This is a genomic window from Serratia sp. 2C06 (genome assembly GCF_050037615.1).
Taxonomy (GTDB): Bacteria; Pseudomonadota; Gammaproteobacteria; order Enterobacterales; family Enterobacteriaceae; genus Serratia; species Serratia ureilytica.
Window position 1 is genome coordinate 2,526,681 of record NZ_CP188299.1, and the last position, 12,917, is coordinate 2,539,597.

14 protein-coding genes are annotated in these 12,917 nt (G+C 59.4%); 3 read left to right on the top strand and 11 right to left on the bottom strand.

Annotated elements, in window-relative coordinates:
• Positions 1–2: 2 nt before the first annotated feature.
• The 5 genes from ACP3TA_RS12515 to ACP3TA_RS12535 form a co-directional block, all read right to left on the bottom strand.
• Positions 3–851 (bottom strand): PA4780 family RIO1-like protein kinase, encoded by an 849-nt coding sequence (locus ACP3TA_RS12515; protein ID WP_033642304.1) that lies wholly within the window; start codon positions 849–851, stop codon positions 3–5.
• A gap of 120 nt (positions 852–971) precedes the next feature.
• The gene (gene amyA, locus ACP3TA_RS12520) at positions 972–2,462 is read right to left on the bottom strand and encodes an alpha-amylase (RefSeq protein ID WP_033642305.1); all 1,491 of its coding nucleotides are present in this window, start codon (positions 2,460–2,462) and stop codon (positions 972–974) included.
• A gap of 112 nt (positions 2,463–2,574) precedes the next feature.
• The gene (locus ACP3TA_RS12525) at positions 2,575–3,231 is read right to left on the bottom strand and encodes a DUF799 domain-containing protein (protein ID WP_033642306.1); all 657 of its coding nucleotides are present in this window, start codon (positions 3,229–3,231) and stop codon (positions 2,575–2,577) included.
• A complete protein-coding gene (locus ACP3TA_RS12530) occupies positions 3,228–3,584 on the bottom strand; it encodes a DUF4810 domain-containing protein (RefSeq protein ID WP_047572235.1) in 357 nt (118 codons plus the stop codon). The genes ACP3TA_RS12525 and ACP3TA_RS12530 overlap by 4 nt, the downstream gene beginning before the upstream one ends.
• Positions 3,585–3,602: 18 nt before the next feature.
• Positions 3,603–4,274 carry a CsgG/HfaB family protein gene (locus ACP3TA_RS12535; protein ID WP_033642307.1) on the bottom strand — a complete coding sequence of 224 codons (672 nt, stop codon included), beginning with the start codon at positions 4,272–4,274 and terminating at the stop codon, positions 3,603–3,605.
• Positions 4,275–4,755: 481 nt separating this feature from the next.
• Between ACP3TA_RS12535 and ACP3TA_RS12540 the strand changes: the two genes are divergently transcribed.
• Both ACP3TA_RS12540 and ACP3TA_RS12545 read left to right on the top strand, forming a co-directional pair.
• Positions 4,756–5,661 (top strand): bifunctional helix-turn-helix transcriptional regulator/GNAT family N-acetyltransferase, encoded by a 906-nt coding sequence (locus ACP3TA_RS12540; RefSeq protein WP_198772206.1) that lies wholly within the window; start codon positions 4,756–4,758, stop codon positions 5,659–5,661.
• Positions 5,662–5,746: 85 nt separating this feature from the next.
• Complete coding sequence (locus tag ACP3TA_RS12545; RefSeq protein WP_046686636.1) at positions 5,747–7,045, top strand: SLC13 family permease; 1,299 nt, start codon at positions 5,747–5,749, stop codon at positions 7,043–7,045.
• On the opposite strand, the gene dapF is transcribed toward ACP3TA_RS12545, so the two are convergent.
• From dapF to bhsA (ACP3TA_RS12560), 3 genes are all read right to left on the bottom strand, one after another.
• On the bottom strand, positions 7,020–7,895 hold the full coding sequence (dapF, locus tag ACP3TA_RS12550; protein ID WP_426784634.1) for a diaminopimelate epimerase: 876 nt from the start codon (positions 7,893–7,895) through the stop codon (positions 7,020–7,022). The two genes, ACP3TA_RS12545 and dapF, sit on opposite strands and share 26 nt — an antisense overlap.
• A gap of 113 nt (positions 7,896–8,008) precedes the next feature.
• A complete protein-coding gene (bhsA, locus tag ACP3TA_RS12555; protein WP_033642311.1) occupies positions 8,009–8,266 on the bottom strand; it encodes a multiple stress resistance protein BhsA in 258 nt (85 codons plus the stop codon).
• A 192-nt stretch (positions 8,267–8,458) separates the two neighbouring features.
• Positions 8,459–8,716 carry a multiple stress resistance protein BhsA gene (gene bhsA, locus ACP3TA_RS12560; RefSeq protein ID WP_089196760.1) on the bottom strand — a complete coding sequence of 86 codons (258 nt, stop codon included), beginning with the start codon at positions 8,714–8,716 and terminating at the stop codon, positions 8,459–8,461.
• A gap of 176 nt (positions 8,717–8,892) precedes the next feature.
• On the opposite strand from bhsA (ACP3TA_RS12560), the gene ACP3TA_RS12565 reads away from it, so the two are divergent.
• Positions 8,893–9,537 (top strand): TetR/AcrR family transcriptional regulator, encoded by a 645-nt coding sequence (locus tag ACP3TA_RS12565; protein WP_089196761.1) that lies wholly within the window; start codon positions 8,893–8,895, stop codon positions 9,535–9,537.
• Positions 9,538–10,275: 738 nt separating this feature from the next.
• Here ACP3TA_RS12565 and ACP3TA_RS12570 read toward each other — a convergent pair.
• Genes ACP3TA_RS12570 through ACP3TA_RS12580 form a run of 3 tightly spaced genes read right to left on the bottom strand, consistent with a single transcriptional unit; the run spans position 10,276 to position 12,800 of the window.
• Positions 10,276–11,094: a MetQ/NlpA family ABC transporter substrate-binding protein gene (locus ACP3TA_RS12570; RefSeq protein ID WP_033652662.1), complete on the bottom strand. Its 819-nt coding sequence runs from the start codon at positions 11,092–11,094 to the stop codon at positions 10,276–10,278.
• A gap of 19 nt (positions 11,095–11,113) precedes the next feature.
• The gene (locus tag ACP3TA_RS12575) at positions 11,114–11,782 is read right to left on the bottom strand and encodes a methionine ABC transporter permease (RefSeq protein WP_004939505.1); all 669 of its coding nucleotides are present in this window, start codon (positions 11,780–11,782) and stop codon (positions 11,114–11,116) included.
• On the bottom strand, positions 11,775–12,800 hold the full coding sequence (locus ACP3TA_RS12580) for a methionine ABC transporter ATP-binding protein (RefSeq protein WP_033642317.1): 1,026 nt from the start codon (positions 12,798–12,800) through the stop codon (positions 11,775–11,777). The genes ACP3TA_RS12575 and ACP3TA_RS12580 overlap by 8 nt, the downstream gene beginning before the upstream one ends.
• Between the last annotated feature and the right edge of the window lie 117 nt (positions 12,801–12,917).

Here is a 12,917-nt window from a genome sequence, read left to right on the forward strand (position 1 = left end):
CGTTACTCTTCCGCGTTGCGCGCCATGAGGCGGCGCTGATGTTCCTCGCTGGCGGCCTGGATCTCTTCCAGCACCGAGCCGACGTCGGCGCGCTTCTGAATTTCGCTGAATCGGCCGCTGAGGACGCTGTCCGGCGTCAGCGTGCCTTCCTGATACAGCGCCCAGATCTCTTTGGCATATTGGCTGTCGCGCAGCTCCGGCGCAAATTGGCCGTAATATTCCGCCAGATTGTCGATATCGCGCTCGAACATGCTTTTGGCGTGGTTGTTGGCGGCGGCGTCCACCACCTGCGGCAGATCGATGATCACCGGCCCGTCTTTATCCATCAGCACGTTGAATTCCGACAGATCGCCGTGCACCAAGCCGGCGCACAGCATGCGCACCGCGTAGTTCATCATCAGAGCATGATCGGCGCGCGCCTGTTCCGGCGTCAGGATGACATCGCTCAGACGCGGCGCCACCAGGCCTTCCTCGTCGGTGATCAGCTCCATCAGCAGCACGCCGTCCAGGCAGATGTCCGGCTGCGGCACCCGCACCCCGGCCCTGGCCAGCAGATACAGCGCGTCCACTTCGGTGTTCTGCCAGGCTTCTTCCTGTTGCTGACGGCCGAATTTGGAGCCTTTGCTCATGGCGCGCGCGTCGCGGCTGTTGCGCACCTTGCGCCCTTCCTGGTAGTGCACGGCCTGCTTGAAGTTGCGCTTCTCGGCTTCTTTGTACACTTTGGCGCAGCGGATCTCATCGCCGCAGCGCACGATAAACACGTCGGCTTCTTTGCCGCTTTTCAAACGGCGGATGACTTCGTCGATTAATCCGTCATCCACCAGCGGCTGGAGTCGTTTTGGAATTTTCATGCAGCCTTGTACCCTATTTAGGCTCCGGTGTGAATGGCTTGCGCAGTTGATAGCGTAAGTTAGACCCGAAAGGCAAACATTAGTTTTGCCGCCGCGGCATCATTGCGCGGCGGCGGGCGTTCACAGGCTGCCTGTCGGCACCCAGACGCTGACGCTGCCGGCGTTGACCGGGAAATGGGCGCTGCCCTGGTCGTCGGTGGTGATTTCCTCCTGGCGGTTACCGAGGAAATCGCGCCAGGCGGTGCGCGCCAGATCGGCGCCGAGCGCGACCGTCTTGCCGCTTTCGCCGCCGTTGGTCAACACCACCACGCAGCCGGGGGCGTCGGCGGTGCCGGCGCGGCTGAAGGCCACGCAGTGGCTGTCGTCGAAGTAGTCGGTTTGCGGGCCGTTGGCGAAGCGCTGGCGGGCGGCAATCAGCTTCTCCAGCTCTGGGATCGCCGGCATGTCAATCTGGTACTCGCCGCCGTCACGCCCTTTATCGCGGTAACTGGCGCCATAAAGGTCGGGGTAAAACACGCAGGGCACGCCCTGTTCGCGCAGCAGGATCAGCGCGTAGGCCAGCGGTTTGAACCAGGGTTCCACCGGCGCCTCCAGCGATTGCAGCGGCTGGGTATCGTGGTTGGCGACCAGCGTCACCGCGTGGGCCGGATCGGCGGCGGTCAGGGTATCGGTGAAGATCTGCGCCATGTCGAAGCCGTCGCCCTGTTTTGACGCCTGATGAAACTTCAGGTGCAGCGCCACGTCGAACAGCATCACTTTGCCGTCCACCAACTCGATGTATTGTTGCAGCGCGCTGAGATCGTGCGACCAGTATTCGGCGACGATAAACAGATCGCGCTGCGCGCTGTCGCGCACGTGATCCGCCCACTCTTTGAAGAACCAGGCGGGAATGTGTTTGGCGGCGTCGAGGCGGAAGCCGTCGCACGGCAGCGTGTCCAGCAGCCAGCGCGCCCAGTATTTGAGCTCCTCCGTCACGGCGGTATTGCGGAACTCCACGTCGGCGCCCATCAGGTAGTCGTAGTTGCCTTTCTCGTCGTCGACCTGATCGTTCCAGCCGTCGTCGCCGTAGTCGTTGGCGATTTTAAACACCCCTTTATCGTCCGGCTGCTCAACGTAATCGACGCCGCTGAAGCATTTGTAATCCCAGATAAACTCGGAATGCGCGCCCTGGCGGCCGGGGAAGGTAAAGCGGGTATAGGCCAGCGCGTCGAAGCCCTGGTCGTCAATGTCGTTGCGGTTGTTGGCGTCCACCTTGAACACGTGCACCCGTTCTTTCTCGTCCGCGCCGAGCTTGTGGTTGAACACCACGTCGTAGAGCACCCCCACGCCGTGTTCGCGCAGCGCAGTGGCGGCGTGTTCGAGCGCCGCCTTGTCGCCGTATTTGGTGGCCACGCTGCCTTTCTGGTCAAACTCGCCCAGATCGAACAGATCGTAGGTGTCGTAACCGACGGAGTAACCGCCGGAAGCGCCTTTGTAGGCGGGCGGCAGCCACAGATCGGTAATGCCCAGTTCGGCGAGGTGCGGGGCGCGTTCGGCGGCCTCCTGCCACAGTTTGCCGCCGTCGGGGTAGTACCAGTGGAAGAATTGCAGCAGGGTGGTTTTTTTCGTCATGAGCCAGCGTCCCGGTTAGCCAGAAGGAAAGGAGCAGTTAAAGCATGGGCTACTTTTGGCAAAAGGGACAAGTTTGGCATAGGCGGCCCGAGAAGGCCGCCCGAGAGACTGCTTAACGCTGGCTGGCGTAATGAGGTGAGCGCGGGCCATAAAGAATGGCGCCGTTCTGACCTGTTGCCGACAGGAGGCGAGTGTTGGCGATGGCACCAATGTCGAACCCTTTGTCGCTGATGGTATCCGCGATTTGTGAAATCGCGGCGCTGATCACCATGCCCAGCAGGCCACCGGAATTGTTGTTGCCTTCGTTGCTGGATGCGGTGGCGGTGCCGGCCCACAGCTGTTTGCCGTTGCGCAGGTCAACCAGGCGAGCGGCTACGGTAACGCGAGTTTCGCTGCTGATCACCATGTAGCTGGTACCGTATTGCGTGACATCCAGGTACAGCACGGTGTCGGCGCCGAAAATCTGGTGCAGTTTTTTCGGACTGACGGCGCGGATGTCGTTGGCGTTGGTTAGACCGTTTTGCAGGAAGGTTTCCTCCACTACAGCGACCGGCAGCACATAGTAACCGGCCTCGGCCAGCGGTAAGGTTGCACTGGCGAGCACGCTGTGGCTGGCTTTGACATCCGGCGACTGATTAACCGGCGGCAAGACCAGGATCGACTTCGGCTTGCTCTCATGGAATGCCGCATAGTCATAAGGCGTTTGCTTGGCACAGCCGCTCAGCAACAGGATGGCGGTAACGCTGAGGAAAGTGAGTACACGCTTCATTTAAAGCTCCCCTTATCCTTGGCCATCAGGAAATTCATAAACGGTGCCGATTCCGGGAACAGCGCTTTTTCCGTGTTGAATTCACTCATGGCTTGTCCGTCGTTGCCGGTTTTGCTGTACAGCAGCCCCAGTTGCGCATGCAGCCCCGGCGGTACGGCTTTATCCTTGGCGCGGGATTTCTCGACGATCTCTTTCAGCGTAGCGATCTGCTGCTCAGGGCTTTGCCCATCCTGCTGGTAGTATTGATAAAGAGAAGTTTGGTAGCCATCCCAATTGTAAAGCGTTTTCGGCGCGGCGCAGCCGGCCAACAGGGTCGCTGCAAACAGCGCCCCGCCCATTTTTTTAGTTATCATCTTTCTGCTTCTAGTCCGTTAGTTAGCAGGGCGCCATGCGCCGTTTTCGAGACCGGTAACCAGGTTATTGACGGCTTCACGCACGGCCAGATCCAGCACCTTGCCGTTAAGGGTGGAGTCGTAGCTGGCGGTGCCCCCGAAACCGATGATTTCGCGATTGGACAGTTCGTATTCACCGGCGCCCTGAGAGGAATAGACGACTTCTGAGGTCTGTACGTTCACGACGTTCAGATTAACTTTGGCGTAAGCGACCTGTGATTTACCACGGCCCAAAATGCCCCACAGCTGATGATCGCCGACTTCTTTGCGGCCGAATTCAGTGACATCGCCGGTAATCACATAGTTGGCGCCTTTCAGCGTTTGTGCTTTCCCTTTAATGCCGGCTTCAGTTTTCAACTCTTCCATGTTGGCGCGATCCAGCACGTTGAAACGGCCAGTCTGCTGCAAATGCGTGATCAGGATAGTCTTGGACTGATTGCCCAGCCGATCGACGCCATCGGAGAAGATGCCATTCATGTAGCTGGAGCGGTTGTCGAATTTACCGACGGCGATAGGGCTGCGTGGGCCCTGATAAGTGGTGTTGTAGGAAGCCACTTTCGGCACTTCCAAAGAGCGGGAGGATTCGGTCGCGCAGCCCGCTAGCAAAGTGACGGAAAGGGCGACGGAACAGACGGCGAGTGATTTTTTCATTGGCATGCGATCTCTCCATGAGCATAAAACGGCGCGGGAGCAACCCGCGCCCGATGTTTCCATAACGAGCGTTGTCGCCGTTATGGAAGCGCCGCGATCCTGCCATGAATATGTAACAAATTACAACAAGATATCGGCATTAATGCCGCTATTAACATTGTTGTAACCTATTGTAATGCAATGGGTTGATATCGATTTTTTCTCTTATCCGCAGATTTTTTCACGATTGTATGTTTTTTAACTGGTTTATTGTTTTATCAACATTAAATTAATGAATTTTTATTCTGATTTTTTTGAATTAATCAGTTTACTGTATTGGGTAATGTAACGTTTTGCATCAGCTCCTCTGTTATACCGGGGTTCATGGCGGTTTGATGATCCGTTAAGGTAGTGAGAATTAGGTAACACTATCAACTAAATCTCATTTTTTATCGGTAGCTAATTGGGGATATCAATTGTGAACATCAGGGATTTCAGAGCATTGGCGCGCAATTTGGTCAGAGAATTCGGCATGTTGAACAAGCAGAGCAACGGCTCGCGCTTTTCGCCGCTGCAGATCCATCTGATGATCGAAGTCAGCGAGCAGCCGCTGGGCGTCACCGAGCTGGCGGCCCGGCTGTGCATCGACAAGGCCAGCGCCAGCCGGGCGCTGCGCAGCCTGGTGGCCGCCGGCGTGATAGAAACGGTGGATCATCCGGATGACAGGCGGCACAACCTGCATCGGCTGAGTAAACAGGGCGGCAAGGCGCTGGCCGGCATCGAGAACGACGCCGACGGCTTTATGCAGGCGGCGCTGGCGCAGTTGGATGACGATGAGCTGGCGAGCACCACTGCGGCGATGAAAAAGATGACCGCGGCGCTGCGGAGCGCACGCAAACAGCGCGACGCCAATCTGCGGGTGCGGCCGATCGCCGAGCGCGACGATGCGGCGATGGCGGCGATCATTCGCGAGGTGTTTCGCGAGTACGGCATGGACAAGATGGAAGGCGTCAGCCTGCACGATCCCGATCTCGATCGGCTGACCGGCCTGTATCGCGACAACGGCGGCCGCTACTGGGTGCTGGAGCGGGACGGGCAGGTGGTGGGGGGCGTCGGCATGGCGCCGCTGGCCGGCGAAGAGCCCGGCTATTGCGAGCTGCAGAAACTGTTCTTCAAACCCGGCGCGCGCGGGTTGGGCATGGCGCGCTATATGGTGGTGCAGGCGCTGAAGGCGGCCCGGGCGGCAGGGTATCGCTATTGCTATCTGGAAACCACCGAACAATTGAAAGAGGCGATCGGGTTGTATTACGCGTTGGGTTTCACGCTGCTGACGGAACGGCGCGGCAATACCGGCCACCACGGCTGCAATGTGTGCATGCTGAAAAATCTGCAGAACGACGATATGTGAGCGGTTTCAAGGTTAACGCCCGCGCCTTGTGTCACCCTGTTAACCGTTTGATAACAATCACAACGTTTTATCAGGGAGAAGAACTATGTTGGGGGATCCCATGGCGCTGTCTGCGCTGGTCACGCTGGTGGTCATCGCGCTATGGGCCAGCGCCCGTTTGCCGGAGTATTTGGTCGCGTTGCTGTTCTTTGCGGCGGTGATGGTATTGCAGCTGGCGCCCGCCGCGGTGACCTTTTCCGGTTTCGCGTCTTCCGCATTCTGGCTGGTGCTCAGCGGTTTCGTGTTGGGCACCGCCATCCGCAGCACCGGCTTGGCGGATCGCCTGGCCAACCGACTCTTGCCGCATCTGGCCGGTTCCTGGCCGCGCCTGGTGGGCGGCGTGGTGGCGATAAGCTACGCGTTAGCGTTTGTCATGCCCTCCAACATGGGGCGGATTACGCTGCTGATGCCGATCGTCATGGCGTTGGCCGAGCGCGCCGGTCTGACTGAAGGCTCGCGCGGCCGCATCGGTTTGGCGCTGGCGGTGGGGTTCGGCACCTTCCAGCTTTCCGCCAGCATCCTGCCGGCCAACGTGCCTAACCTGGTGATGAGCGGCGCGGCAGAAAGCGCCTACGGCAGCCACTTCGCTTATCTCTCTTATCTGCTGTTGCACGCTCCGGTGCTCGGGGTGGCCAAAGGCGCGCTGCTGACGCTGTGCATCTGCGGCCTGTTCCGTGCCCGGCCGCAGCCGGTGGCGACCGAGGCGGGGCAAACGCCGCTCAGTGCCGCCGAGTGGCGGCTGATCGCGCTGTTGGGCATTACGGTGCTGCTGTGGATGACCGACAGCTGGCACGGCATCGCCCCCGCCTGGATAGGGTTGGCGGCGGCCTGCTTCTGCCTGTTGCCGCGCATCGGTTTTCTCAACGGCGAGCAGTTCGCCGCCGGGGTCAACGTGCGCACCTGTATTTACGTGGCGGGGATCCTGGGGCTGACTGCATTGGTCAGCCACTCGGGGCTCGGCGATCGGTTGGGCGGCGCGCTGCTGGCGATGATGCCGGATCTGCACGGCAAACCGTTTGCCGCATTCGGTTCGCTGGTGGGGATCACCGCGCTGTTGAATTTCGTGGTGACCGCCAACGGCGTGCCGGCGCTGTTTACCCCGCTGGCGCAGGCGTTGTCCGCAGGCAGCGGCTTGCCGCTGCTGACGGTGCTGATGACCCAGGTGATCGGTTACGCCACGCCGCTGTTGCCGTATCAGGCCTCGCCGATCGTGGTGGCGATGGGGATGGGCAAAGTGCCGGCGCGCGAAGGGCTAAAGCTGTGCCTGCTGTTGGCCGCGCTCAGCTTCGCACTGCTGGTGCCGTTGGACTATCTGTGGTTCAGGCTGCTGGGGTGGATCCCGTAAACAGCCCCGCGCCGCCGGCAAAACAGTCTTCGTCCAGCGTCAGGGTGGCGATTTTATGCACCGGTCCGCGCATGCTGACCTGAAAATCGCCGCTGAAGGCGATCTGCAGTTCGCCGCCCGGCATCCGCACACTAACCCGCTCGCCGACTCGTCCCAACTTGCGCATCACGCTGGCGGCGGCGCAGCTGCTGCTGCCGGAGGCGAGGGTAAAGCCGGCGCCGCGCTCCCAGATGCCGATGCGCAGCGTCTGGCGATCGACCACTTCCACCAGTTGTACATTGGTGCGTTTCGGGAACAGCGGATGGCGCTCAATCTGCGGTCCGAGCCGATGCACCTGCGCCAGATCCAGTTTTTCCACCGGCACCACGCAGTGCGGGTTGCCCATCGACACCAGCGAAACGCTTAACGTCTCCTCCTTCAGGGGCAGCGGATAGTTCAGCGCCTCCGGCAGATCGATCAAGGCCGGCAGCGCCGCCGGGCTGAAATTGGCGCGCCCCATCTCCACGGTTATCTGATGCGCGTCTTCCGCCACCTGGCAACGCACGTCGCCGCCGGCGGTGTGCACCAGAAACGGCTGATGCGCCACGCGCTTGCTGTCGAACAGATACCGCGCGTAGATACGCAAGCCGTTGCCGCTTTTCTCCGCTTCGGAGCCGTCCGGGTTGATGATGCGCAGGGTGGTATTGACGGCGTCGCCGCTGTCGATCAGCAGGCCGTCGGAACCGATGCCGTAATGCGGGTGGCACAGCAGGCGGATCTGTTCCAGGCTCAGGCGATCGGCGACCAAACGGTGGCATACCAGGTAGTCGTTGCCCAGACCGTGATATTTGTGAAACAGCAGGGGAGTCATGGCGTTGCTCGGCTCAGCGGGAAGAGGTCGCTACAGCTTACAACAGAACGTTGGCGTTAAAGCAAACAAAAGGCGGCCTGAGCCGCCCTTTTGCACGATTGCCGATCCGGCCATTAATTGTAGATGATCGCGGTGCCGTGCAGTTTGTTGTCACCGGTAGTGGCGATGATCTGGAAGGATTTGGCGCCCGCCGCGTCGGCTTTGGCCGCCAGTTTGTTTTCCAGGCTGCTCAGGTCGGACGCGCCGCTGACGGTAACGACGCCGGCTTTTTGCAGGTCGGCGGGTTGCGTGTTAACCAGTTCGGCGGCGAAGCTGCCGAAGGAGGCGGAAGCCAGTGCGATGGCTGCGATGGTCATTTTCAGGTTTTTCATGGTCTTATTTCCTATCAGTGTTCTTTACGATGTTTGTTTTGTAAGGTCGTTAAATTAATTAACGATCGATAATTTAATGTTAGATGCCGGTTTGACGGATTGCAAGTATTTTTTTAATGCTCGTTAATTAATTTTTTTACGCCCTGGCGTTGTGAGCAATAAGGATATGCAGTCCACAGGTTTAATGCTTTGTTATTGATAGATTTCTGCAGTGCCATGCAGCTGGTTGTTGCCGCCGGCGCTGGTGATGCGGAAGGATTTGGCGCCGGCCTGATCGGCTTTGGCGGCCAGGCTGTTTTCCAGCGAGGTCAAATCGGACGCGCCGCTGACGGTGATGACGCCCACTTTTTGCTGGTCGGCCGGTTGGCTAGTGACCAAATCGGCGGCGAAGCTGCCGAAGGAAACGCTGGCCAGAGTGAGGGCGGCTAAGGTTAATTTTAAGTTTTTCATAATGTTAATTCCTTTCCGATAACGGTCAATAGAGGGTTTTAATCCGCTTCGCTAATTTATATTAACGATCGATAACTAAATGCTAATCGGTTCTCGACCAGCGCGCAATATTTTTTTATAATGATCGTTAAGTTATTTGTGCTAACCCTGCCGTGGAGCGGGATAGGAGAGGAACGATGAGCATCAATGAAGCGGTCTGCGGCAAAAAAAGCCGTGGCAGACCGAAACAATTTGATCGCGACCGGGCGTTGGAAAGCGCGCTCGATCTGTTCTGGCGGCACGGTTATGAAGCCACCTCGCTGGCCGATCTGGTGGAAGTGACCGGCGCCAAGGCGCCGACGCTGTATGCGGAATTCGGCAACAAAGAGGGGATGTTCCGCGCGGCGGTGGAACGCTATCTGCAAAAATACACCACCTGTACCAACCAACTGTTGGAACAGGATGTGCCGGTGGCCGAGATCGTCGAGGCTTACGTGCGCTCTTCCGTCGAAGTGTTCACCGACCCCGATACGCCGTCAGGCTGTTTTATGGTGTGCGCCTCCGCGGCGCTGTCGTCCGCTTCCGACGACGTCGCCCAGATGCTGCGCAAAAAACATCATGCCCAGGAAGCGGCGCTGAAGGCCTGCTTCGATCGCAAGGTGCAGCAGGGCGAGCTGCTGGCGAAAACCGATACCGCGCTGCTGGCGAAATACGTGATTTGCACCATTGAAGGCATGTCGGTGCAGGCGCGAGAAGGGGCAAGCCGGGACGATCTGTTGCGGTTGCTGGAGGCGCTGATGCTGGTGTGGCCGCGGCTCAGCCAGATTGGCAATAAGGTGTAGAAACAGGCCCGGTTTTTACCGCAATGCTGATCAGTTAATCCTGAGTGGCATTTTTTTATCCAGCTTCTGGGCGTTCTGTGCAGGGGAATTGCCGTAAATGTCCTGCATTTCTCTATGGCCAACATGAACGGCAATTGGAGGGGCCGATGGCGCGGCCCCTCCACCCGCGCCTTTGCTTAACACCGTCTGTCCGCTATGCGGATACCCTCGCCGCGCCTGCATTGTCTGGCGGGTCGGCTGCGACAAACGTCCCTGTTAGTCTCGCCTCAACCGGCCTTCCCTGGCCGGTTGCCCCTGACAACGCCGTCTTGCTCGGCAGCCGGTGATGCGCGCCCAAGGTCAACACCTGAGCTGGCAGCTACCGGGAAATCTGTCGCTTATGAGGTTGTGGTAGAGAAGTTGGAGATGAGCACGGTGTTGGGCGCCCTTGAAGACGCCGAACGCAGACGTAGCGCATTAGGCGAAACCGCCATGGACGGCGGTTTCAGGTGAGACAGGCAGGGACGCCTGTCGCAACCGGCCTCAATGCGCTATGGCGGAGGGAGGGGAGTTGGCAAAGCCAACCGTCTGACAGGGCAAAGGCGCGGGTTGCCAGGGGCCGCGCCTTCGGCCCCTGGCTCGGTCGAGGTGTGGGAGCCACATGGGGCATCTCACTTTTATCGACCGAAAATTTCACGAACGCCTGCATAAAAACGCTAACTGACCAGCATTACGGTTTTTACCGGGCCGTATACAGCGTCACTGGTTGACCGGGATCACCGCGCCCTGGTATTTCTCGCGGATAAAGTCTTGAATCGGCTTGGAGTGCAGCACTTTCACCAGCGCCACGATCTCCGGCTTGTTCACGTCGGCTTTGTGCACGGTGATGATGTTGGCGTACGGGTTGTTTTCGCCGCTTTCGACCGCGATCGGATCCTTGGTCGGATTCAGCCCGGCGTCGATGGCGTAGTTGGCGTTGATCACCACGGCGTCACCTTCGTTGTTGTTGTACATCTGCGGCAGCAGCGCGCCTTCAACGTTAGCCTGGAACTTCAGGTGTTTCGGGTTTTCCACCACGTCGGCGATGCGTGCATCCACCTTGCTCACCCCTGGCTTCAGCTTGATCACGCCTTCCCGTTCAAAGATTGACAGAATGCGGCCTTCTTCCGCCACCGCGTCGCGCATGATGATTTTGCCGTTTTCCGGCAGATCTTTCAGGCTCTTGTACTTCTTCGAGTAGATGCCGATAGGCTCAATATGGATCGCGCCGGCGCTGACGAAGTCGTAGCTCTTGTCGTCGGCGTGGTCTTTCAGCACCGAGTTCAGGTAAGGCACGTGCTGGAAGTAGTTGGCGTCGATGTCGTGGCTGGCCAGCGCGGTGTTCGGCAGGATGTAGTCCTGGAAGCGCTTGATCTGCAGATCGATGCCTTCCTTCGCCAGTATCGGTTTGGCCTGTTCGAGGATCTCGGCGTGCGGCACGTTGGAGGCGCCAACCACCAGCTTGGTCGCCGCGGCGGCGCCGTAAGAGGCGAGGGTGGCGACAGAGGCGAAAGCCAACATCAGTAGGTGCTTTTTCATCATCGTTTTCCTTGGTTAATTAACGTTTATCGAGCGTTCTTGTCAGGGTGTCGCCAATGAACTGAATGACGAAAACGATCAGCAGGATCGTCAGCGTCGCCACCAGCGTCACGTCACTGTGGTTGCGTTGGAAGCCTTCCAGATAGGCCAGGTTGCCCAGGCCGCCGGCGCCGATCACCCCGGCCATCGCGGTGTAGCTCACCAGCGCGATCAGGGTAACGGTGATGCCGGAAACCAGCGCCGGCGAGCTCTCCGGCAGCAAGACGCGGAAAATCAGGGTGCGGTTTTTGGCGCCCATCGAGCGCGCCGCTTCGATTACCCCTTTGTCGACCTCGCGCAGCGCGATCTCCACCAGCCGGGCGTAGAACGGCGCGGCGCCGACGATCAGCGCCGGCAGGGCGGCGTCCGCACCGAGAATGGTGCCGATCAGCGACTTGGTGAACGGGATCAGCAGCACGATCAGAATGATGAACGGAATAGAGCGGAAGACGTTGACCAGCACAGAGATCAGCGAGTAGACCGCCCGGTTCTGCAACAGCTGGCCCTTCGAGGTTAAAAACAGCAGCACGCCGAGCACGATGCCCAGCACCAGCGTGGCCAAACCGGCGATGCCGGTCATGTACAGCGTTTCCCAGGTGGCGTCCCACAGTTGGTCCAGACGCAGGTGGGGGAACAGGGATTCAATCATGTTGGATAACCTCGACGGCGATGTCTCTTTCGTTCAGCAGGCTGAGCATGTCGGCGACGTGTTGTTCGTTGCCTTCGGCGTGGATGTACAGTTCGCCGAACGAACCGTTGAGGGTGTGGCTGATCTTGCCGTGCAGAATGTTGACGGTGAGTGGGTAGCGCCGAATCACCTCGGCGATCACCGCCTGATGAGTTTGTTCGCCGACGAAGGTCAGCTTGAAGATCGCCCCCGGCAGGTGGGCGGTGAGCTGCGGGTTGAAGCTCTCAGCCGTGTCCGCATACTGCGACACCTGTTTGACGAACTGCCGAGTGATCGGCTGCTGTGGCCGGGTGAACACCTCGAGCACCGGCCCCTCTTCGACGATGCGGCCGTTTTCCATTACCGCCACGCGGTGGCAGATTTTGCGCACCACGTGCATTTCGTGGGTGATCAGCACGATGGTCAATTTCAGCTGGCGATTGATGGCCAGCAGCAGGTCGAGAATGGCGTCGGTGGTTTGCGGATCGAGCGCCGAGGTGGCCTCGTCGCACAGCAGCACGCTCGGGTTATTGGCCAGCGCGCGGGCGATACCGACGCGCTGTTTCTGGCCGCCGCTGAGCTGCGACGGGTAGGCGTTTTCGCGCCCCTGCAGGCCAACCAGCGCGATCAGTTCCGCCACGCGCGGCGCAATCTGCGCCTTGGGGACGCCGGCTATCTGCATGGAAAAAGCGATGTTTTGGCTGACGGTGCGCGACCACAGCAGGTTGAAGTGTTGGAACACCATGCTGATTTTCAGCCGCGCCTGGCGCAGGTGGCTGCCTTTGGCGCGGGCGATATCGAATCCGCCCACGTCAATGCGGCCGCTGGTGGGCTTTTCCAGGCCATTGAGCAGGCGGATCAGCGTGCTTTTGCCGGCGCCGCTGTAGCCGATGATGCCGTAAATTTGCCCGGCTTCTATCGCCAGGCTGACGTCGTCAACCGCCACGACGCGGCCCTGTGCGCTGTCAAAAGTTTTGCAAACGTTCGAAAGAACGATCATAGCGAAGCGGATCCTTATTGATACATCACAGCATTCCGTCCGGGGCGCGTCGCGCCGGACAAGGATCGTTCGGCTTTTCGGCGGGGCACAACCCGGCGGGAAGTGACGGACGGAACC

Bases quoted from the DNA above. Each gene is read 5' to 3' on its own strand.
- ACP3TA_RS12525 (WP_033642306.1), bottom strand. From the start codon at position 3,231: ATGAAGCGTGTACTCACTTTCCTCAGCGTTACCGCCATCCTGTTGCTG.
- ACP3TA_RS12580 (WP_033642317.1), bottom strand. From the start codon at position 12,800: ATGATCGTTCTTTCGAACGTTTGCAAAACTTTTGACAGCGCACAGGGC.
- ACP3TA_RS12570 (WP_033652662.1), bottom strand. From the start codon at position 11,094: ATGAAAAAGCACCTACTGATGTTGGCTTTCGCCTCTGTCGCCACCCTC.
- ACP3TA_RS12565 (WP_089196761.1), top strand. From the start codon at position 8,893: ATGAGCATCAATGAAGCGGTCTGCGGCAAAAAAAGCCGTGGCAGACCG.
- bhsA (WP_033642311.1), bottom strand. From the start codon at position 8,266: ATGAAAAACCTGAAAATGACCATCGCAGCCATCGCACTGGCTTCCGCC.
- amyA (WP_033642305.1), bottom strand. From the start codon at position 2,462: ATGACGAAAAAAACCACCCTGCTGCAATTCTTCCACTGGTACTACCCC.
- ACP3TA_RS12545 (WP_046686636.1), top strand. From the start codon at position 5,747: ATGTTGGGGGATCCCATGGCGCTGTCTGCGCTGGTCACGCTGGTGGTC.
- dapF (WP_426784634.1), bottom strand. From the start codon at position 7,895: ATGACTCCCCTGCTGTTTCACAAATATCACGGTCTGGGCAACGACTAC.
- bhsA (WP_089196760.1), bottom strand. From the start codon at position 8,716: ATGAAAAACTTAAAATTAACCTTAGCCGCCCTCACTCTGGCCAGCGTT.
- ACP3TA_RS12535 (WP_033642307.1), bottom strand. From the start codon at position 4,274: ATGAAAAAATCACTCGCCGTCTGTTCCGTCGCCCTTTCCGTCACTTTG.
- ACP3TA_RS12530 (WP_047572235.1), bottom strand. From the start codon at position 3,584: ATGATAACTAAAAAAATGGGCGGGGCGCTGTTTGCAGCGACCCTGTTG.
- ACP3TA_RS12575 (WP_004939505.1), bottom strand. From the start codon at position 11,782: ATGATTGAATCCCTGTTCCCCCACCTGCGTCTGGACCAACTGTGGGAC.
- ACP3TA_RS12515 (WP_033642304.1), bottom strand. From the start codon at position 851: ATGAAAATTCCAAAACGACTCCAGCCGCTGGTGGATGACGGATTAATC.